The following is a 19,757-nucleotide window of genomic DNA, read 5'->3' as shown; positions in this document are numbered from 1 at the left end:
CGCCGTGGACTGGACCCTCGAGGTCGTCATCGTCCCGGTCAGCGACCTCGACGCCGCGATCGCCTTCTACCGCGACCAGGTGGGGTTCCACCTCGACCACGACACGAAGAACGAGCACATGCACGTCGCCCAGCTGACGCCGCGCGGCTCCGGCTGCTCGATCGTCGTCGGCAACATCCCTGCCCAGCAGGAGATGGCGCCGGGATCGCTCAAGGGCGTCCAGCTCGTCGTGGCCGACGCCGAGGCGGCCCGCGCCGAGCTCGTCTCGCGCGGCGTCGAGTGCTCGGAGGTCCAGACCATCGACCCCCGCGACGGTGGCACGTTCTTCGGGTTCGCCGACCCGGACGGCAACACGTGGGCGGTCCAGCAGATCAAGGCCCGGGCCGAGCAGCCGCTCATCCCCGCCGACCACCGCGGCCGGTTCGGCGAGGGCGTCGAGCTCTGACCCGACATGCAGGTGGCCGGCGGCGCGACGACAGGGTGTGCCGCCGGCCGTGCCACACCAACCAGGAGAGAAGCCATGAGCAGGGTCGTCTTCGACATCAGCCTGTCCCTCGACGGGTTCGTCACCGCAGCACCGCAGAGCGCCGAGGAGCCCCTCGGCCCCGGCGGCGAGCAGCTCCACGGCTGGCTCGTCGACCACGACTACCTCGAGCGCGCCGTGGCCGACCTCGGCGCCGTCATCACCGGCCGCACCAACTACGACCACGCGGTCCCGTCCTGGGGCCCCGACGGTCCGTCCGGCGACGCGCGTCGCCCGGTATTCGTGCTCACGCACGAGCCGCCCGACCCCGGAGCGGTCCCCGAGGGCGGCGTCTACACCTTCGTCACGGACGGCCTCGAGTCGGCCCTCGACCAGGCGCGGGCCGCCGCCGAGGGCCGCACCGTCACCGTCATGGGCGGCGCCGACGTCGGCCGCCAGTACCTCGCGGCCGGACTCGTCGACGAGCTCTCGCTCCACGTCGCGCCCCTGCTCTTCGGGTCGGGCACCGCGATGTTCAAGGGCCTCGACGTCGGGCAGGTCCGGCTCGAGCTGCTCGAGTGCGTCGGCACTCCGGAGACCGTGCACCTGCGCTACCGGGTGGCCGGCCCGGTGCCCTCCACCGCCTGACCGGTCTCGGAGGTCGACGACGCGTTCGGTCGTGGAGGATGCCCTTCGCCGCTGAGTCCGTGACCGAACGCGTCGCTCGTGCACGGAATGAGTGGTATCGGCCGCGCCCACCCCGCTTTCCGGAACGCGCCCCCGGGCGGCATACTGACGCGCATGAGCAGCGTCCCCCAGCAGCGTGTCCTCCGGACCGCGATCCCCGGCCCCCGCTCGGTCGAGCTCCAGCAGCGCAAGACCGCCGCCGTGTCCGCCGGTGTCTCCACCGGCCTGCCGGTGTACGTCGAGAAGGCCGGCGGGGGCATCCTCGTCGACGCCGACGGCAACCAGCTCATCGACTTCGGCTCGGGCATCGCCGTCACGACCGTCGGCAACGCCGCCCCGCGCGTCGTGCAGCGGGTCACCGCGCAGGTGCAGGACTTCACCCACACGTGCTTCATGGTGACGCCGTACGAGGAGTACCTCGAGGTCGCCGAGGCCCTCAACGAGCTGACGCCCGGCGACCACGAGAAGCGCTCCGCGCTCTTCAACTCCGGCGCCGAGGCCGTCGAGAACGCCGTCAAGGTGGCCCGCCACTACACCGGCCGCAACGCCGTCGTCGCGTTCGACCACGCCTACCACGGCCGCACCAACCTGACGATGGCGCTGACGGCGAAGAACATGCCGTACAAGCACAAGTTCGGCCCCTTCGCCGGCGAGGTCTACCGCGCGCCGATGAGCTACCCGTACCGCTGGCCGGGCGGCCCCGCAGACTGCGCCAAGGAGTCGTTCGACGTCTTCGTGTCGCAGGTGCACGCGCAGGTGGGCGAGGAGAACCTCGCCGCCGTCATCCTCGAGCCGATCCAGGGCGAGGGCGGCTTCATCGTGCCGGCGCCCGGCTTCGTCAAGCAGGTCTCGGAGTGGTGCCGCGACAACGGCATCGTCTTCATCGCCGACGAGGTGCAGACCGGCTTCTGCCGCACCGGCGACTGGTTCGCCAGCGAGCACGAGGACGTCGTCCCCGACCTCATCACGACGGCCAAGGGCATGGCCGGCGGCCTGCCGCTCGCCGGCGTCACGGGCCGCGCCGAGATGATGGACGCCGTCCACGGCGGCGGCCTCGGCGGCACCTACGGCGGCAACCCCGTCGCGTGCGCATCCGCCCTCGGCGCCATCGAGACGATGAAGGCCGACGACCTCTGCGGCCGGGCCAAGCAGGTGGAGGCGCTCTTCGTGCCCCGGCTCGAGGCGCTCGCCGCGAGGTACCCGCAGATCGGCGACATCCGCGGCCGCGGCGCCATGCTCGCGGTCGAGCTCGTCAACGGCGAGGGCGACCTCACCCCGAACGCCGCCCTCACCGGGGCCGTCAACAAGGCCTGCCACGCGGCCGGTCTCGTGACGCTGACCTGTGGCACGTACGGCAACGTCTTCCGCTTCCTGCCGCCGCTCGCCGCGAGCGACGACCTGCTCTCCGAGGGCCTCGACATCTTCGAGGAGGCGTTCGCCGCCAGCGTCTGACAGGCTGTACGACGCATCGAGGCCGACCCGCGTTCGTGGCGGGTCGGCCTCTGCGCGTCCGGGCACCCGCGCCGGGAGGGCTGCTCGGGCCGGCCGGTCCGGCCGGTCGGTGCGTCGCCGCTCAGACGACGTCGAACAGCTCGGTGTGGATGCGCCGCGACGGCGCGCCCCGGTCGCTGACGATGCGCGTCGCGGCCGCGACCATCGGGCCCGGCCCGCAGATGAAGTAGTCGACGCGCTCCTTCCGGCGCCGGGTCGGCAGCGCGGCCTCGAGCGTCTCCTTCGTGAAGCGTCCGACCTCGCCCTCCCAGTCCTGCGGCGGCTCCTCGAGGATCTCGACGAGCTGCAGGTCCAGGTTCTCCTCGAGGTGCTCGCCGTCGGCGCGGTGCAGCATGTCGTCGGCGGTGCGCCCGGCCACGACGAGCAGCACCGGGCGCCGGTCGCCGCGCGCGGCCAGGGTGCGCAGCATGCTGAGCATCGGGGTGATGCCGACGCCGCCGGCGATGAGGACGAAACGGTCCGAGCGCAGCCCGTCGAGGGTGAACGCGCCGTGCGGCCCGTCGAGGAAGACGTGCCGGCCCGGCCGCAGCCCCGCGACGATCTCGCTGAAGTCGCCCAGGCCCTTGATCGTGAACTCCTTGCGCCACGGCTCGGTGGCGTCCGACGAGATGGTGAACGGGTGCTCCTCGAAGACGAACGGGGAGGCGCCGATCTTGAGCCAGGCGAACTGCCCCGGCCGGAACGGCACCCCACGGTGACCGACGGCCCGCAGCACCAGCGTCGTGGCCCCGGGCGCCGGCTGGCGCACCTCGTCGACGACGTACCGGTTGCGCAGCGCCCGCAGCGGTCGCCAGACCCAGCGGTGGGCGACGGCGAGCAGCATGGCGACGCCGAGGGCCATCAGCCAGTAGCGGGTCTGGTCCCAGCGCGTCAGGTCCTGCAGCCAGAGCACGTGCAGCGCGGTGGCGAGCAGCGCGACGTTGGCGAGGAGCACGTGCACGAGCCGCCAGCCCTCGTAGCGGGGCCGGCGCCGGCGGCGGGTCAGCCCCAGCGTCACGAGGCCGATGAGCGCGAGGGTGGCGATGCTCGCCGCCCACACACGAGGAGGGGCGGTGCGCAGGTCGAGGACGCCGAGGCCCGGCCCCGGGCGCAGCAGCACCGCGACGACGTGGGCCAGTACGAGCGCGACGGCGATGAGCGCGAGCGCGCGGTGGCTGCGCAGCAGTCGCTCGACGCCGAGGTAGCCCGTGATCGGCCTGAAGCGGCTCGGCAGCACGAACGTCAGCAGCAGCAGCGAGGCCGCCGCGAGCGCTGCGATGAGGGACGCCACCCGCCAGAAGCCCTGGTGCGAGGACTCAGGCGCCGTCCAGAGGATGCGCAGCGGCACCCCGATGGCGGCGATGACGAGCAGCACCCACATCGTGGGGGCGAGGAGCCGTCGGGTCGCGCCGCCCCGGAGGCGTCGCGGGGCCGTGCTCGAAGGCGTCTGGGAGGGCAGTGACGCCGCGTCCTCGGACGCCGGATCGCGGTGCACGGCGGCTCCTTCCCGCGCGCCGCGCTGCGTCCCGTCGGCGTCCGCGCACGGTGCGACAGCGGCAGCCTAGGAGCGGCGTCCCGCGCGGGACTTCAAGCCGGTGTTAAGCCCGGCCTAAGGCAGCGGGGACGGACCACCACGGTTCGGGCGCATCGGGCGAAATGCCTGCGCCGCAGAGGTTCTCGCCGTCGGTCAGTCCGGCTCGACGGGCGTGACGTCGGGGCGCTTGGCCGAGCGTTGGTCGCCGGAGGAGCGGCCGGTGAGGCGTCGGTGCACCCACGGCCCGACGTACTCCCGAGCCCACTGCGCGTTGGCCTGGAGCGCCTCGCGGCGGCTGATCGGGGGAGCGGGGTCGAGTGGCGTCTCCCACCCGGCCTCGGACGGTGCGTGCCCGAGCGCCTCGAGCGCGGCGAGCGAGACGCGTCGGTGCCCCTCGGGCGTCATGTGGATGCGGTCCTCGGACCACATCCGCCAGTCGCGCAGCGCGTGCAGGCCCCACTGGTCGATGACGTGGGCGCCGTTGCGGCGGGCGATGCTCCAGATGTTGGCCGAGTGGATCGCGGCGCGGCCGCGGGTGGCCTTGACGAGCGGCGCGTCGGCCGGGTCGACCGGCGTGGCCATGAGGACGTCGGCGCCGGTCGCGCGGATGCGGGCCACGGCCGCCTCGAGGCGCGCGGCGAGACCGTCGAGGTCGGCCTTGGGGCGCAGGATGTCGTTGCCGCCGCCGACGATGCTGACGAGGTCGGGCTCGAGGGAGAGCGCGTCGTCGAGCTGCGGGCCGACGACGTCGGCGAGCTTGCGACCCCGCACGGCGAGGTTGGCGTAGCCGAAGTCCTGCCCTGCGGCGGTGGCGATCCCGGAGAGGTGGGCGGCCAGACGGTCGGCCCAGCCGGCGAACTCACCGTCGTGCGCGAACGTCGGGTCGTCGTCGCACATGCCCTCGGTGAAGGAGTCGCCGATGGCGACGAAGCGGGTCCAGACGCGCGGCACGTGGACGCCGGGTGCGGGCTGGGTCATGTCAGGCTCCAGTCGATGGGGTCGGCCCCCTGCCCGGCGAGCAGCTCGTTGGTGCGGCTGAAGGGCCGCGACCCGAAGAAGCCCGACCGCGCCGAGAGCGGTGAGGGGTGGGCGGACTCGATGCGCGGGACGTCGCCGAGCATCGGCGCGAGCGACTGCGCCTGGCGGCCCCAGAGGATCGCGACGAGCGGGCCGCCGCGCTCGACGAGAGCCGAGATCGCCTGTGCCGTCACGGTTTCCCAGCCCTTGCCCTGGTGGCTCGCCGACTTGCCCGGGCGCACCGTGAGCACGCGGTTGAGCAGCATGACGCCGCGCTCGAACCACGGCGAGAGGTCGCCGCTGGCCGGAGTCGGCAGGCGCAGGTCGGTGCCGAGCTCGGTGTAGATGTTCTGCAGCGAGCGCGGCACGGGGCGCACGTCGGGGGCGACGCTGAAGCTGAGGCCGACGGGGTGGCCGGGCGTCGGGTAGGGGTCCTGGCCGACGACGAGCACGCGCACGTCGGGCAGCGGCAGCGAGAAGGCCCGCAGCACGGCGTCACCGGCAGGAAGGTAGCCGTGACCGGCCTGGACCTCGCCGCGGAGGAACTCGCCCAGCGCGGTGAGGGTGCCGGCGACGGGTTCGAGGGCGGGCACCCAGGTCGGGTGGACGAGCTCGCTCAGGGGTCGCGCTGGCACGGCCACACGCTACCCCCGCGCCCGGTGCGACAGAATCGACCCCGATGGACCTCACACTGCGCGGCCCCGCCCTCGTCGGCGACACCGTCCTGCCCGACGTCCTCGTCCGGGTCGAGGGGGAGCGGATCGCCGCTGTCACCCCGTTGGCCCCCGGCGCCGAGCCGCCGGCCGACGCCCGTGCTGCCGAACGCGCCGACCGCATCGAGCGGGTCGAACGCGTCGACGGCACCCTGCTGCCCGGCTTCGTCGACATCCACTGCCACGGCGGCGGGGGCACGGCGTTCACCGACCTGCGCGACGCAGCGGCCGAGGCCACGGCGCGCCACCACCACGAGCGCGGCTCGACGAGTGTCGTCGCCAGCCTCGTGACGATGGCGCCCGCCGACCTCGAGCGCGGCGTCGCGATGCTGGCCGAGCTCGCCGACGACGGCCTCGTCGACGGCATCCACCTCGAGGGCCCGTGGCTGGCCGAGGCGCGCTGCGGAGCCCACGACCCGACGCTGCTGCGCGACCCCTCGCTCGCCGAGGTCGAGCGGCTCCTGCACCTGGCCCGCGGCCACCTGCGCCAGGTGACGCTCGCGCCCGAGCGCACCCACGGCCTCGACGCCGTCCGCTGGTTCACCGACGCCGGAGTGCACGCCGCCGTCGGCCACACGACCGCCACGTTCGCGCAGGTCGAGCAGGCCCTCGCGGCCGGCGCCGACGTCGCGACCCACCTCTTCAACGGCATGGACCCGTGGCACCACCGCGAGCCGGGCGCCGTCGCCGCGCTGCTGCGGGCCGGCGCCCGCGGGGCCGCCACGGTCGAGCTCATCGCCGACGGCGCGCACGTCTCCGACGACACGGTGCTCACCGTCCTCGACCTCGTCGGCGTCGACCGTGTCGCCTTCGTCTCCGACGCCATGGCGGCTGCCGGCGTCGGCGACGGCCGGTACGTGCTGGGCGGCCTCGACGTGGTCGTGCGCGACGCAGTGGCCCGCCTGGCCCACGATCCGGACGGCTCGTCACCGGGCTCGATCGCCGGTGGCACGGCCCACGTCGCCGACGTCGTCGCCCGGGCCGTCGCGTCCGGTGTGCCGCTGTCCTCGGCCGCCCGCAGCGGGTCCCGAACTCCCGCAAGGGCGCTCGGTCTGGAGGGCCGCGGCGTGCTCGCCGAGGGCGCGCGGGCCGACCTCGTGGTGGTCGACGCGTCGGCCCGGGTGGGACGGGTCATGCGCGCCGGGCGCTGGCTCGGCTGAGCCCTCCAGGCCCTAGGCTCGGCCGGTGACCTCTCCCCGCTGGACCACCGCCGTCTTCGACCTCGACGGCACCCTCGCAGACACGATCCACCTCATCGTGGAGTCGTACCAGCACGCGTTCCGCACCGTGCTCGGCTGCGAGGAGGACCCCACGGTCATCCGCTCGTGGATCGGCCGTCCGCTCATCAACGCCTTCCGCGACCACTCGCCGGAGCACGCCGACGAGCTCTACGCCACCTACCTGCAGTGGAACGCCGACAACACCGAGCGGCTCATCCGCGGCTACGACGGCGTGCGCGAGGTGCTCGGCGACCTCCGCGCCGCCGGCGTCCGCGTCGGGGTCGCCACCTCCAAGCGTCGCGAGTCGGCCGAGCAGGCGATGGACATCCTCGGGCTGTCCGAGCACGTCGAGGACCTCGTGGCGATGGAGGACACCGAGCGCCACAAGCCCGACCCGACCCCGATCCTGCTCTGTCTCGAGCGCCTCGGCCGCGGCTCCAACGACGCCGTCTACGTCGGCGACGCGGTCGTCGACGTGCTCGCCGGCAAGGCTGCCGGGGTCGACACCCTCGCCGTCACGTGGGGCGCCGGCACGACCGAGTCGCTGCACGGGGTGCGGCCCACCGTCGTCGCGCATGACGCGGCCGGGCTGCGCGAGGCGCTCCTCGGCTGATCCGCGCTGCGCCGGGGTGTCGGAGGACCCCCGGTGAGGCCCTAGCATCGGCGGGTGCACAGCTTCGACAAGGACGCCGACCACGTCGCCGTCGACAAGGTCCTGAGCTACGCGCGCGAGCGCCTCCTCATGGACCCGATCCCGCTCGACGGCGCCCAGACGCAGGAGTACCTCCACGCCGCGGTCGGCCAGACGATCACCCCGACGGGCCTCGGCTCGACGCGGGCCATGGAGCTCTACGAGCACACGCTCGCCCCGGCCTGCCTGTCCACCGACCACCCTCGCTACCTCTCCTTCATCCCGTGCGCCCCGACGCGTGAGGCCGCGGCCTTCGACGTCGTCGTCGGCGCGTCGTCGATCTACGGCGGCTCGTGGATGGAGGGTGCCGGCGCGATCTACGCCGAGAACCAGGCGCTGCGCTGGATCGCCGACCTCGTCGGCCTGCCCGAGTCGGCCGGGGGCGTCTTCGTGCCCGGTGGCACGGTGGGCAACCTGTCGGCGCTCGTCGTGGCCCGGCACACGGCCCGGGCCCGGGCGAAGGAGGCCGGCACCGGCGCGCGTCCGTACCGCATCGCGGCCACCGACAACGCCCACTCCTCGGTCGTGTCGATGGCGGCCGTCATGGACGCCGAGGTCGTCGGGGTGCCCGTCGACGAGAAGCTGCGCCTCACCGGCCCCGAGCTGCGCCAGGTGCTCGAGGAGCACGGCCCCGAGTCGTTCTTCGCCGTCGTGGCCACGTCGGGCACGACGAACTTCGGCGTCGTCGACGACCTCGCGTCGGTGGCCGAGGTGTGCCGCGAGTACGGCATCTGGCTGCACGTCGACGGCGCGTACGGCGGCGCCGGGCTCGCCGCACCGTCCGTGCGCCACCTCTTCGCGGGCATCGAGCACGCCGACTCCTTCATCGTCGACCCGCACAAGTGGCTCTTCGCGCCGTTCGACTGCTGCGCGCTGCTCTACCGCGACCCCCAGGTGGCGCGCGTGGCCCACACCCAGGAGGCCGGCTACCTCGACGTGCTGACCTCGGCGCCGGAGTGGAACCCGACCGACTACTCGATCGGCCTGACGCGGCGCGCCCGCGGCCTGCCGTTCTGGTACTCGCTCGCCGTCCACGGCACCGACGCCTACGTCGAGGCGATCGAGAGCACCCTCGAGGTGACCCGGTTCGCCGCCGACGAGATCGGCCGCCGGTCCTACCTCGAGGTCGTCCGCGAGCCGGACCTGTCGGTCGTCGTGTTCCGGCGCCTCGGCTGGGGCCCGGAGGACTACGCGGCGTGGACCGACCGGCTCCTCGGCCAGGAGTTCGCCTTCGTCGTGCCGACGACCTTCCGCGGCGAGACCCTGACGCGCTTCGCCATCGTCAACCCGCACACGACGAAGGAGGACGTCTCGGCGATCCTCGATACGATGTCCTGACGCCCGCCCGACGACAGCTCGGTAGGGGTCGTACACGGTGTGACGTATGCGGCTCCTGGGGCTGTGGTGACCGGTGTGGCAGCGTTGCCGACATCGCCCCACCGAAACCCGGTGACACCCCGGCGAGCCTCCCGCAGGCTGAATGACACCTCTGTCATTTGCGTCTAGGGTTGGCCCCGGAGCCAACGCAGCAGCACCCGTGCTGCTCACCGCCACCGGGGGTGGGTCGGCACCGGCGCGGCCCGTCGTCGACGCAGCCGCACCGGGCCCGGCCCCGCGGTGGGCGAGCAGGACAGCCGAGCACGGCAGTCAGCAGGACAGCACGGACCGAGCCGCACGACGCGACGAGACGGGGACATGAGCACAGAACACGCCACGGCGCAGCCGCACCGCCACGAGTCCGAGGGTGGCCTCAGCGAGCGCGACCTCGAGATCCTGGCCTTCGAGCGCCAGTGGTGGAAGTACGCGGGCTCGAAGGAGCAGGCCATCAAGGAGCTGTTCGACATGAGCTCCACGCGCTACTACCAGGTGCTCAACGCCCTCCTCGACGACCCGCAGGCACTCGAGGCCGACCCGATGCTCATCAAGCGGCTGCGCCGGATGCGCGCCAGCCGCCAGCGGGCCCGCACGAGCCGGCGCCTCGGCATCAACGTCTGACGCGTCGCCCGACGGGGACGGAGCCGACCGGCGCCTGCCGTCCTCTGGCGTCCTCCTGCGTCCTCCGGGTGTCCTCCTGAGCGTCTCCGGCTGTGCACGGCCGGGCCCCGCGCGCCAGCGCGGACGTGCGCCCCTGCGCGTCGCCAGCGTGGTTCACTTCCCCCATGGCCGAGGTGACGATCCGCCGCGCCGGGGCCGACGACGCGTTCATCGTCGCCGCGCTGCACCTGCAGTTCGCCCGCGAGCTGGGCATGCCGTCCGAGCCGGGCTACCTCGACCGGTTCGTCGACGCCTGGCTGCAGGAGCGGCCCGACCGCCCGACGTGGATCGCCGAGAGCCGTGGTGAGCACGCCGGCATCCTCGAGACGCGGCGCATCCGGGCCCTGCCCTGGCCGGGCCGGCGCGACGTCAGCTGGCTGCACGTCGGCGGCCTCTTCGTCGCCCCCACGTGTCGCGACCGCGGCGTCGGGCGCGCGCTGACGGAGGCGATGATCGAGTGGTCACGCACGACCGACGTCAAGTGGATCCGCCTCAACGCCCCCGACGCGCAGGCCCAGGAGTTCTACGCGCGGCTCGGCTTCACCTCGCCGGGCACGCTCATGGAGTTCGACCTGCGAGACCCATCGTGACCGCTCGCCCCGGCCCGACCAACTCGCTCGTCGACGTCGCAGGCCTGCGCGTCGGCCACGCGACGCGCGACGAGCCGGGCTGGCTCACCGGCGCGACCGTCGTGCTGACGCCGCGCGGTGGGGCCGTCGCCGGCGTCGACGTGCGCGGCGGCGGGCCCGGCACCCGCGAGACCGACCTGCTCGACCCGCGCAACCTCGTCGACCGCGTCGACGCCGTCGTCCTCGGGGGTGGCTCGGCGCTCGGCCTGGCCGCTGCCGACGGGGTAGCCGGCGGCCTGCTCGCAGACGGCCGCGGCTGGCCGATGGGGGAGGGCCACGTCGTGCCGATCGTCCCGGGCGCGATCCTCTTCGACCTCGGCCGTGCCGGCACGTGGGAGCACCACCCGGGAGCCGACGAGGGTCGCGTCGCCTACGAGGCGGCGCGTGACGCGTCCGGCGAGGCGGCGCCCCTCCAGGGCTGCGTCGGTGCCGGCACCGGGGCCAAGGCGGGCGGGCTCAAGGGCGGGGTCGGCTCGGCCAGCGTCGTGCTCGAGTCCGGCGTCATCGTGGCGGCGCTCGTGGCCGTCAACGCGGTCGGCTCGGCCGTCGACCCGGCCACCGGGGTGATCCACGGTGTCCGCTACGGCCTCGACGACGAGTTCTCCGGCGTCGGCATCCCGGCGGCCGACGAGGTCGAGGCAGCGCGGGAACGCGGTGACGCGCTCGCCGCTGCCCGGGTCGGGATGCCCGGGCTGGCCACGACGATCGGGGTCGTGGCCACCGACGCCACGCTGACGAAGGCCCAGTGCGCCAAGCTCGCCGGCATCGGCCACGACGGCTTCGCCCGGGCCATCAAGCCGGTCCACACGCTCTTCGACGGCGACACGCTCTTCGCCCTCGCCACCGGCAGCGGCCCGGCGCCCGACCCCGTCGGGCTCACTGTGCTCATGGAGGCGGGTGCCGACTGTGTCGCGCGGGCCATCGCGCACGCGCTGCTCGCCGCGACGTCGGTCGAGCGCACCGCCGACGGCGGCGTGGCCCTGCGGTCGTGGCGCGAGGCCTTCCCGTCCGCGACGCACTGAGGCCCGGTCCCTGAAGGGCCGGCGATCGAGGTGGGGCCCGACGCGCCCGCGAACCTCGTCGCGAGTGCCACGAGTGCCTAGAGGTGGGACTCGAGCAGGTCGTCGCGCACCGACCGGGACAGGCCTCGGCGCAGGCCGGCGAGCTCGGCGCTCGCCGCGACCTCGAGGGCGGCGAGGGTGGCGGTGGCCGAGCCACGGCCGGTCAGGACGCCCGACGGTGTGCCCGGCAGCGCCTCGAGGAGGCTGATCCGCAGGTCGTCGCGCGGGTGCGAGTCGTCCCACCGGCGGCCCGACTCGGCCGCGAGGCGGCGTGCCGCGGCGAGCTGGCCCGGGCCCAGGGCGGGGCGGGCGGCCACGGCCTCGAGCGCGTCGAAGGGGTCCTCGCCCCGGCGCACCGCCGCAGCGACCGTGGTGTGGACGCCGGCCAGGCCGCTCACGGTGAAGAGGAGCCGCACGACCGCGGCAGGTCCGGCCACGCGCGCGGCGGCGAGGTCGGCGAGGTACTCGCGGCGCTGGGCGTCGACCGAGACGAGCCGCTCGAACCCGAGCAGCAGCGCGACGAACGGCAGCGACACGACGCGCAGCAGGGCCGCGCCCATCCGGTTGCCGAAGGCGCTGGACACCCCGACCGTCGGGGACAGCCATTCGAGCTCGCCGAAGGCGCCGCGGGGGAGGGGTACGAGCAGGGTCGCGAGCCGCTCGAGGACCCGGTGGGCCTGGCCGACGAGCGCTGCCGTGAACGTGTCACGACCCCGGAGGTGGCCCAGCTCGTGGGCGAGGAGGGCGAGGCGCTGCTCGGGCCGCAGCATCGTCCACAGGGGCAGCCCGACGACGACGGCGGGTCGCATCCGCCAGCCGACGTTGGCCACGCCTGCGGCCAGGTCGCCGTCGACGGCGACGACGCGAGGGGCCGTCGTGCCGACAGCCTCGGCGACGGCGGAGACGAGCCGGTGGGTGGCCGGGTGCGTCGACGCGTCGAGCGCCTCGGCCTCGAGGCGCACCGGGCGCGGCGCGACGTGCGCGACCACGACCCAGCCGAGCGCGACGAGCACCCAGCCCCACAGCCCCTTGTCGGCGAACGTCGCCCGGGCCAGCAGCGCGACCGCGGCCAGGACGAGTCCGAGCACGACGACCGACGCCGCGACGACCGCGGTGCCCTGCGCCGTCCGCGTCGCGGGGGCCCGCCCCGAGGCGACGAGGCGGACGAGCTCGGCGTGGCCGGCGTGCGCCGCCCGGTCGACGGCCTCGCGGCGCCGACGCGTGAACCACGGCTCCCGGGTCGGCCGCGACGCTGATGGGATCGTCGGCGCGGTCGTCGTCGTGGCCGCGGCGGGCGCGTCGGGCGAGGCGGGATGCAGGTCGGACACAGGGCTCCTCGGGCTGGGGTGAGCGCGCGAACTCTAGCCGCGGGTCGACGCGCGTGTGCCCGGTTCGCCCGGATCCGCAGCTTCCTGCAACGGCGGCCGTGTTCCTGCGGGACGCCTCAGGTCGGCCGGGGCAGCGGGGGCAGCTGGGCGTAGCCGCGGCGGAAGGCGTCGGCCAGCCCCTCGACCGGGTAGGGGAGCCGCGGGTCGGCCTCGCGCAGCGCGTCGTCGACGTCGGACCCGGCGTCCCGGCGCTCGCGGACCACGGCCGCGACGGCGGCGACCTCGTCGCGCTGCCGGGCGACGAAGGCGACGTCGACGGGCCGGCCGTGCCCGGGCACGACGACGGTGTCGTCCGAGGTCTCGACGAGGTGCTCGGACAGCGTGTCGGCCCAGTCGAGCGGCCAGCAGTCGTCGCCGAACGACGGCGGGGCGCTCTCCTCGACGAGGTCGCCGAGGAAGAGCACGTCGGTGTCGGGCACGGTGACGGCGATGTCGCCGTCGGTGTGGCCGCGTCCGTGCCAGGCCATCGTCACGACGCGGTCGCCGAGGTCGATCGTCGCGTGCGTGCCGAAGGTGCGGTCCGGGCGCCGGACGCGCGTCGCGAGCACGTCGGCGACGTCGCGCGCCGTGTACCCGGCCTCCGGTGCGTCTCCGGGGTCGGCCCGGAACAGGGCCCGGTAGCGCTCGGCGTGCGCCTCCAGGGTGCGCCCGACGTTGTCGTGGGCATGGATCGTCGCGGCCTCGAAGGCGATGTTGCCGAAGGTGTGGTCGAAGTGGACGTGGGTGTTGACGACGTGGGTCACGACGATGTCGCGCCCGAGCCGGCGCACGTCCTCGAGGACCCGCCGGCCCTGCGCGCCGCTCGCGCGGGTGTCGACGACGACGGCGCCGTCGCGGCCGAGCACGAGGCCGACGTTGACGTCCCACTCGGGGTAGCGCGCGACGAGGACCCGGTCTGCCACCTCGACGAACCCGGCGGGGCGGGAGGGGTGCCCGGGTGTGATCCGCGTCTCGGAGTCCATGCCCGCCACGCTAGCCCTGAACCGTCGGCACGGGCTCGAGAGGCGCAGAGCGCGCGATTCGTCTAGTTTTGGGGCCCATGTCCTTCGACTCCGGGGCTCGCCCTCCACGCGCCAACCGTCGTCTCGTGCTCCTGCTGTCCGCGCTCGCCGCCATCGTCCTGGCCGGCGTCGGCGGCGTCGCCCTCTTCTCGGGCGACAGCTGGCGCGACGAGGCGATGTCGTCCGGCGTCTTCCCGAGCCTGCCCGGCAGTGAGTTCTCGAGCACCGCGACCGACGAGCCGTGGTGGACCTCCGCGGGCGACTCGTCCTCGTCCTCGAGCGCCGCCACGTCCGTGCCCGCCGCGACCGCCACCATCGTGCCCGCGACGGCGTCGGCGACCGCCGACCCGAGCACGAGCGCCGTCTCGACGAGCACGGCGCCGGCGCCGCCCACGACGCAGGCACCCTCGACGCCGCCGTCGACCGGGACGCCGTCGCCGTCCTCGACGAACGGTCCGAAGCCGAAGCCGCACCCCAAGCCGAGCTCGTCGACCCCGCCGGCCCCGCCGTCGCCGACGCCCTCGCCCACCTCGAGCAAGCCCGGCTGCTGGCTGCTCATCTTCTGCTGACGCCTCATCAGCTGCTGACGCGTCGGGATCGGCCGAGGCCTGCGGGCCGGTGTCGTCCCGGCGTGGCAGCCTGAGCGCATGGACTGCGTGTTCTGCTCCATCGTCGCGGGTGACCTGTCGGCCGACGTCGTGCTCGACGAGCCCGACCTGCTCGGCTTCCTCGACCGGCGGCCCGTGTTCAAGGGGCACGTGCTCCTCGTTCCGCGCCAGCACGTCGACACGCTCCTCGACCTGCCGGCGACGCTGCACGCGTCCCTGCTCGGTGCCGCGCAGCGGCTCGCCGGTGCCGTCGTCGAGGGTCTCGGGGCCCAGGGCAGCTTCGTGGCGATGAACAACGTCGTCAGCCAGTCGGTGCCGCACCTGCACGTCCACGTCGTGCCGCGGACCAAGGGCGACGGCCTGCGCGGTTTCTTCTGGCCCCGCACGACCTACGCCTCCGAGGCCGAGTCGGCCGACTACGCGGCCCGCCTCGCAGGAGTGCTCGCGCCGCCGGCGGAGCCGGCCCGGGCCTGACGCGTCGCCGTGCGGGACGCGTGCGGGACGCGTGCCGCCCCGGCGGGGCCGCCCTGCTGTTTGCACTCTCCGGGTGAGAGTGCCAATAATGGCGTTAGCACTCTCCCTGTGGGAGTGACAGAACTGGGCCGCACGCCGAGGGGCTCGGGCCCGCAGCGACGTGAGCTGCCGGGTCCGGCCCCGTCCGTCGCGGGCGTCGTGCGGGCCGCCACCATCGATTCGCGTGGGAGGAACCACCCGAATGGCCAAGACCATTGCGTTTGACGAAGAGGCGCGTCGCGGTCTCGAGCGCGGCATGAACACCCTTGCCGACGCCGTCCGCGTCACCCTCGGCCCGAAGGGCCGCAACGTCGTCCTGGAGAAGAAGTGGGGCGCCCCCACGATCACCAACGACGGCGTCTCGATCGCCAAGGAGATCGAGCTCGACGACCCGTACGAGAAGATCGGCGCGGAGCTCGTCAAGGAGGTCGCCAAGAAGACCGACGACGTCGCCGGTGACGGCACGACGACGGCCACCGTCCTCGCCCAGGCCATGGTGAAGGAGGGCCTGCGCAACGTTGCCGCGGGCGCCAACCCGATGGCCCTCAAGCGCGGCATCGAGAAGGCCGTCGAGGCCGTCTCCGCCTCGCTCCTCGAGTCGGCCAAGGAGGTCGAGACGAAGGAGCAGATCGCCTCCACCGCCAGCATCTCGGCGGCCGACGAGGAGATCGGCGGCCTCATCGCCGAGGCGATGGACAAGGTCGGCAAGGAAGGCGTCATCACCGTCGAGGACTCCAACACCATGGGCCTCGAGCTGGAGATGACCGAGGGCATGCGGTTCGACAAGGGCTACATCTCGGCCTACTTCGTCACCGACACCGAGCGCATGGAGACCGTCCTCGACGACGCGTACGTCCTCGTCGCGAACAGCAAGATCGGCTCCGTCAAGGACCTTCTGCCCCTCCTCGAGAAGGTCATGCAGTCCGGCAAGCCGCTGCTCATCATCGCCGAGGACATCGAGGGCGAGGCCCTCGCGACTCTCGTGGTCAACAAGATCCGCGGCACCTTCAAGTCCGTTGCCGTCAAGGCCCCGGGCTTCGGCGACCGTCGCAAGGCGATGCTCACCGACATCGCGATCCTCACCGGTGGCCAGGTCATCTCCGAGGAGGTCGGTCTCAAGCTCGAGAACGCCACCCTCGACCTGCTCGGCAAGGCTCGCAAGGTCGTCGTCACCAAGGACGAGACGACCATCGTCGAGGACGCCGAGGACCGCAGCCAGATCGAGGGCCGCATCGCCCAGATCAAGGCCGAGATCGAGAAGTCGGACTCCGACTACGACCGCGAGAAGCTCCAGGAGCGCCTCGCCAAGCTCGCCGGCGGCGTCGCCGTCATCAAGGCGGGCGCGGCCACCGAGGTCGAGCTCAAGGAGCGCAAGCACCGCATCGAGGACGCCGTCCGCAACGCGAAGGCTGCCGTCGAGGAGGGCATCGTCGCCGGCGGTGGCGTCGCACTCATCCAGGCCGCCAAGGCGCTCGACGCCCTGACGCTCGAGGGTGACGAGGCCACCGGCGCGAACATCGTCCGCGTCGCCACGGAGGCCCCGCTCAAGCAGATCGCGATCAACGCGGGTCTCGAGGGTGGCGTCGTCGCGGAGAAGGTGCGCGGTCTCGAGGCCGGCAGCGGCCTCAACGCCGCCACCGGCGTGTACGAGGACCTCCTCGCGGCGGGCATCATCGACCCGGTCAAGGTGACGCGCTCTGCCCTGCAGAACGCCGCCTCGATCGCGGCGCTGTTCCTCACCACCGAGGCCGTCATCGCCGACAAGCCCGAGAAGGCTGCCCCGGCCATGCCGGGTGGCGACGACATGGGTGGCATGGGCGGCATGGGCTTCTGAGCCCCACCTGAGCCACACCGCATTGCCCGGGCCACGGCCCGTCGAACGAACCGGAGGGCGGTTCCCCAGCAGGGGAGCCGCCCTCCGGCGCGTCCCGGCCCACCCGATGGGGCTCGTCCGGAAACCCGGTCGTGCGCCTGACGCGTCGGCGCTAGCGTCGCGGGCATGCCGACCCCCACCGAACGACGCCGCCCGCCCTATGTCGCCGACGAGCGGACCCAGCTCGTCGGCTGGCTCGACCTGCAGCGCGAGATCGTGCGCTGGAAGTGCGAGGGGCTGTCGGACGCCCACGCGCACCGCGTCGTGCTGCCCACCTCGCCGCTCATGACGGTGGCGGGCATCGTCAGCCACCTCCGGTGGACCGAGAACACCTGGTTCGAGGTGGCCTTCCTCGACCGGCCCGAGGACGGCCCCCAGTTCGACGAGCCGGACGACGGCAGCGACGAGGACCTCGACAACGACATGCGCGTCGATGGCGTGCCGCTCGCGCAGCTGCTGGATGACTACGAGCGGCAGTGCGCGCTGTCGAACGAGATCATCGCGGCGCACTCGCTCGACGACGTCGGCCGCCACGAGGCCTGGCCGTCCGGCACGGCGAGCCTGCGGTGGATGCTGCACCACATGCTCGAGGAGACCGCGCGGCACGCCGGCCACCTCGACATCGTCCGCGAGCTGCTCGACGGCGGACGCGGGTACTACTGACACGATCGCGCCGGGGCGGCGACCCGTAGGAGCGGGTGGCCGCCCCGGCGCGCGGGCCGGCGTCGGGGGAGGGCCGGCCGGCCCGGCTCGGGGGCTGAGGGGCTCGAGGACTCAGGGCCCTCAGCGGTCTCGGCGGTCTCAGCGGGCGAAGAGGGCCCGGGTCGCGGTCTCGTGCTCGGCGTACGCCTGCGAGGCCTTGAGCGTCAGGCGGCCGATGTCGCCGAGGGACTCCGTCATCTGGGCCTGGACGCGCTGGTAGTCGGCCATGACGCGCTCGAACTCGACCTTGGCCGGCCCCTGCCAGTCGCCGCCCAGGCCGGCGAGGCGGCCCCGCAGCTCGGCGGCGCTGCTCGTGATGGAGTCGGCGAGACGGTTGATGTCGGCTGCGGCAGCGGCGATGCGCTCGGTGTCGACGACGGAACGGGTCATGGTGTCCTCCTGCTCGATCGGGTGGCCGACCGGTCGGTGGCCTCGGGTCCGAGGCTAGGTCGGTGCCGCGACGGGCGTCGGGCGTCATCCACAGGCGCGGGCCTCGACGTCGTGGCCTAGGCTCACGGGTCATGACCGTGTGGATCGACCAGCCGATCTGGCCCGCCCACGGCCGACTCTTCGCGCACCTCGCGAGCGACACCTCCTACGAGGAGCTGCACGCCGTGGCTCGTGCGGCGCAGCTGCACCCGCGGGCCTTCGACGGCGACCACTACGACGTGCCGGACGCGCGATGGCAGGACGTCGTCGACGCCGGCGCGACGCCGACCGACGGGGCCGACCTCGCCCGACGGCTCAACGCGTCGGGGCTGCGGCTGCGCAAGCGCAAGCGCGACCGGGGCGTCCGGCGGATCCTCGACGTGCGGTTCCCCAACGGCGCGAGCGACGTCGACCTCGTTGCCTCCGACGACCCGCTCGACCCCGAGCGGGTCCTCGCGGCAATGGTGTTCGTCCGCGACCGCCGGGGCGACTTCGTCGTCGTGCACAGTGTCCGCCGCGCCGAGTGGGGCTCGCCGGGCGGTTGGCGCGAGGGCGACGAGACGCCGGTGGAGAACGCCGTGCGCGAGACCTTCGAGGAGACCGGCCTGCGGCTGCGCCACCCCGAGGTGCTCCCGTGCGGCTACGAGCGGTTCACGCCGCGCACCGACGACAACCTCTTCACCCGCGAGAAGCCGTTCCTCCAGGTGTTCCGCACCCGGCTCGAGGACGTCCGGCCCGCCCTCACCGACGGCGACGACGGCATCCACGAGACGCGATGGGTGCCCCCACAGGAGTACGCGCAGCTGTGCGGGCACCTCTTCTGGTGGCCGCTGGCCGTCGAGGTGTTCCCCGACCTCCGGGGGCTGGCACCCGCCTCCTGACGCGACCCTCGAGACGGCGAGTGCCGCCCACCCGGAGGCGGACGGCACGCGTCGGTGCGGCTGGCGGGTCTGCCTGCGGCGCAGGCGGACCCGATGCGTCAGCGCTGGTTGGTGAAGGTGAGCGCGACGTCGAGGTCGGCCTCACGCAGCATCCGCTGGACGGCCTGGAGGTCGTCACGGCTCTTGCTCGACACGCGCAGCTCGTCGCCCTGGATCTGGCTCTTGACGCCCTTGGGGCCCTCGTCGCGGATCAGCTTGTTGATCTTCTTCGCGTTCTCCTGGGAGATGCCCTCCTTGAGGGGCGCGTCGAGGTGGTACTCCTTGCCGGACAGGCGCGGCCCGGCCTCGGGGACGTCGAGGTGCTTGAGGCTGACCTTGCGCTTGACGAGGTGGGTCTGCACGACGTCGAGCACTGCGAGGCAACGCTCCTCGGTGTTCGCCTTCATCTTGATGACGTCGCCGGCAAGGTCGACGGACGCCCCGACGTTCTTGAAGTCGTAGCGCGTCGCGATCTCCTTGCTCGCGCTGTTGACCGCGTTCGCGATCTCCTGCTTGTCGAACTTGCTGACGATGTCGAAGGAGGAGTCGGCCATCGGTGGGGTCCTTCCGCATGCTGTGGTCTGGTCTGTCGGGGCGGTGCGACTGGCGCCTCGTGAGGCCCGCGGACACGACGAAACCATCGCCGTGGCCCCGATTCGGACCGCGCCCGATCTCTTGCTATCCTTCCAGACGCACCAAGGCAGGTTGTCCGAGCGGCCAATGGAAACGGACTGTAAATCCGTCGCGAAAGCTACGAAGGTTCGAATCCTTCACCTGCCACCC

General features: G+C 73.4%; 21 protein-coding genes and 1 tRNA gene. 15 read left to right on the top strand and 7 right to left on the bottom strand.

The window, feature by feature from the left end; all coding sequences use genetic code 11:
* Window positions 1-4: 4 nt before the first annotated feature.
* From RY076_RS22380 to gabT, 3 genes are all read left to right on the top strand, one after another.
* Window positions 5-445, top strand: coding sequence for a VOC family protein (locus RY076_RS22380; protein ID WP_323101958.1), 441 nt, complete (start codon window positions 5-7; stop codon window positions 443-445).
* A 75-nt stretch (window positions 446-520) separates the two neighbouring features.
* Window positions 521-1,111: a dihydrofolate reductase family protein gene (locus tag RY076_RS22375; protein ID WP_323101957.1), complete on the top strand. Its 591-nt coding sequence runs from the start codon at window positions 521-523 to the stop codon at window positions 1,109-1,111.
* Window positions 1,112-1,264: 153 nt separating this feature from the next.
* Window positions 1,265-2,602: a 4-aminobutyrate--2-oxoglutarate transaminase gene (gene gabT / locus RY076_RS22370; RefSeq protein ID WP_323101955.1), complete on the top strand. Its 1,338-nt coding sequence runs from the start codon at window positions 1,265-1,267 to the stop codon at window positions 2,600-2,602.
* A 121-nt stretch (window positions 2,603-2,723) separates the two neighbouring features.
* On the opposite strand, the gene RY076_RS22365 is transcribed toward gabT, so the two are convergent.
* The 3 genes from RY076_RS22365 to RY076_RS22355 all read right to left on the bottom strand — a co-directional run bounded on the left by RY076_RS22365 (window position 2,724) and on the right by RY076_RS22355 (window position 5,827).
* On the bottom strand, window positions 2,724-4,136 hold the full coding sequence (locus RY076_RS22365; protein ID WP_323101953.1) for a ferredoxin reductase family protein: 1,413 nt from the start codon (window positions 4,134-4,136) through the stop codon (window positions 2,724-2,726).
* 192 nt (window positions 4,137-4,328) lie between these two features.
* Window positions 4,329-5,153 carry an SGNH/GDSL hydrolase family protein gene (locus RY076_RS22360; RefSeq protein WP_323101951.1) on the bottom strand — a complete coding sequence of 275 codons (825 nt, stop codon included), beginning with the start codon at window positions 5,151-5,153 and terminating at the stop codon, window positions 4,329-4,331.
* Window positions 5,150-5,827 (bottom strand): uracil-DNA glycosylase, encoded by a 678-nt coding sequence (locus RY076_RS22355; RefSeq protein WP_323101949.1) that lies wholly within the window; start codon window positions 5,825-5,827, stop codon window positions 5,150-5,152. Before RY076_RS22355 ends, RY076_RS22360 begins: the two co-directional genes overlap by 4 nt.
* Before the next feature lie 44 nt (window positions 5,828-5,871).
* Between RY076_RS22355 and RY076_RS22350 the strand changes: the two genes are divergently transcribed.
* The 6 genes from RY076_RS22350 to RY076_RS22325 all read left to right on the top strand — a co-directional run bounded on the left by RY076_RS22350 (window position 5,872) and on the right by RY076_RS22325 (window position 11,501).
* The gene (locus RY076_RS22350; protein ID WP_323101948.1) at window positions 5,872-7,065 is read left to right on the top strand and encodes an N-acetylglucosamine-6-phosphate deacetylase; all 1,194 of its coding nucleotides are present in this window, start codon (window positions 5,872-5,874) and stop codon (window positions 7,063-7,065) included.
* A gap of 25 nt (window positions 7,066-7,090) precedes the next feature.
* Window positions 7,091-7,738, top strand: a complete 648-nt coding sequence (locus RY076_RS22345; protein WP_323101945.1) for an HAD family hydrolase — start codon at window positions 7,091-7,093, stop codon at window positions 7,736-7,738.
* Window positions 7,739-7,792: 54 nt separating this feature from the next.
* The gene (locus tag RY076_RS22340; protein WP_323101942.1) at window positions 7,793-9,154 is read left to right on the top strand and encodes a pyridoxal phosphate-dependent decarboxylase family protein; all 1,362 of its coding nucleotides are present in this window, start codon (window positions 7,793-7,795) and stop codon (window positions 9,152-9,154) included.
* A gap of 357 nt (window positions 9,155-9,511) precedes the next feature.
* Window positions 9,512-9,811: a DUF3263 domain-containing protein gene (locus RY076_RS22335; protein ID WP_323101940.1), complete on the top strand. Its 300-nt coding sequence runs from the start codon at window positions 9,512-9,514 to the stop codon at window positions 9,809-9,811.
* A gap of 164 nt (window positions 9,812-9,975) precedes the next feature.
* Entirely contained in the window at window positions 9,976-10,440 is a 465-nt protein-coding gene (locus RY076_RS22330) for a GNAT family N-acetyltransferase (protein WP_323101938.1), read from the top strand.
* On the top strand, window positions 10,437-11,501 hold the full coding sequence (locus tag RY076_RS22325) for a P1 family peptidase (RefSeq protein ID WP_323101936.1): 1,065 nt from the start codon (window positions 10,437-10,439) through the stop codon (window positions 11,499-11,501). The genes RY076_RS22330 and RY076_RS22325 overlap by 4 nt, the downstream gene beginning before the upstream one ends.
* A 77-nt stretch (window positions 11,502-11,578) precedes the next feature.
* On the opposite strand, the gene RY076_RS22320 is transcribed toward RY076_RS22325, so the two are convergent.
* On the bottom strand, window positions 11,579-12,868 hold the full coding sequence (locus RY076_RS22320) for a M48 family metallopeptidase (protein ID WP_323101934.1): 1,290 nt from the start codon (window positions 12,866-12,868) through the stop codon (window positions 11,579-11,581).
* Between the two features lie 116 nt (window positions 12,869-12,984).
* Window positions 12,985-13,890, bottom strand: coding sequence for an MBL fold metallo-hydrolase (locus tag RY076_RS22315; protein ID WP_323101932.1), 906 nt, complete (start codon window positions 13,888-13,890; stop codon window positions 12,985-12,987).
* Window positions 13,891-13,967: 77 nt separating this feature from the next.
* Between RY076_RS22315 and RY076_RS22310 the strand changes: the two genes are divergently transcribed.
* The 4 genes from RY076_RS22310 (at window position 13,968) to RY076_RS22295 (ending at window position 17,586) form a co-directional block, all read left to right on the top strand.
* Window positions 13,968-14,498 carry a hypothetical protein gene (locus tag RY076_RS22310; protein ID WP_323101929.1) on the top strand — a complete coding sequence of 177 codons (531 nt, stop codon included), beginning with the start codon at window positions 13,968-13,970 and terminating at the stop codon, window positions 14,496-14,498.
* A gap of 78 nt (window positions 14,499-14,576) precedes the next feature.
* Window positions 14,577-15,011 carry an HIT family protein gene (locus RY076_RS22305; protein WP_323101926.1) on the top strand — a complete coding sequence of 145 codons (435 nt, stop codon included), beginning with the start codon at window positions 14,577-14,579 and terminating at the stop codon, window positions 15,009-15,011.
* A 241-nt stretch (window positions 15,012-15,252) separates the two neighbouring features.
* Complete coding sequence (gene groL, locus RY076_RS22300) at window positions 15,253-16,884, top strand: chaperonin GroEL (RefSeq protein WP_323101923.1); 1,632 nt, start codon at window positions 15,253-15,255, stop codon at window positions 16,882-16,884.
* Window positions 16,885-17,049: 165 nt separating this feature from the next.
* A complete protein-coding gene (locus RY076_RS22295) occupies window positions 17,050-17,586 on the top strand; it encodes a DinB family protein (protein WP_323101922.1) in 537 nt (178 codons plus the stop codon).
* Between the two features lie 138 nt (window positions 17,587-17,724).
* On the opposite strand, the gene RY076_RS22290 is transcribed toward RY076_RS22295, so the two are convergent.
* Window positions 17,725-18,015 (bottom strand): WXG100 family type VII secretion target, encoded by a 291-nt coding sequence (locus RY076_RS22290; RefSeq protein ID WP_323101921.1) that lies wholly within the window; start codon window positions 18,013-18,015, stop codon window positions 17,725-17,727.
* Window positions 18,016-18,146: 131 nt separating this feature from the next.
* Here RY076_RS22290 and RY076_RS22285 point away from each other — a divergent pair, with 131 nt between their 5' ends.
* Window positions 18,147-18,935, top strand: coding sequence for a DUF4031 domain-containing protein (locus RY076_RS22285; RefSeq protein WP_323101919.1), 789 nt, complete (start codon window positions 18,147-18,149; stop codon window positions 18,933-18,935).
* A 98-nt stretch (window positions 18,936-19,033) separates the two neighbouring features.
* Here the strand turns inward: RY076_RS22285 and RY076_RS22280 are convergent, their stop codons facing one another.
* A complete protein-coding gene (locus RY076_RS22280; protein ID WP_323101916.1) occupies window positions 19,034-19,528 on the bottom strand; it encodes a YajQ family cyclic di-GMP-binding protein in 495 nt (164 codons plus the stop codon).
* Window positions 19,529-19,673: 145 nt separating this feature from the next.
* Between RY076_RS22280 and RY076_RS22275 the strand changes: the two genes are divergently transcribed.
* A tRNA-Tyr gene (locus tag RY076_RS22275) sits at window positions 19,674-19,754 on the top strand.
* The last annotated feature ends 3 nt before the right edge of the window (window positions 19,755-19,757 follow it).

Origin of the sequence: Intrasporangium zincisolvens, from assembly GCF_034724055.1 — a bacterium.
GTDB classification, from domain to species: domain Bacteria; phylum Actinomycetota; class Actinomycetes; order Actinomycetales; family Dermatophilaceae; genus Monashia; species Monashia zincisolvens.
Note: the sequence above shows the minus strand (reverse complement) of the source record. Positions and strands in the feature narration are given on the sequence as shown.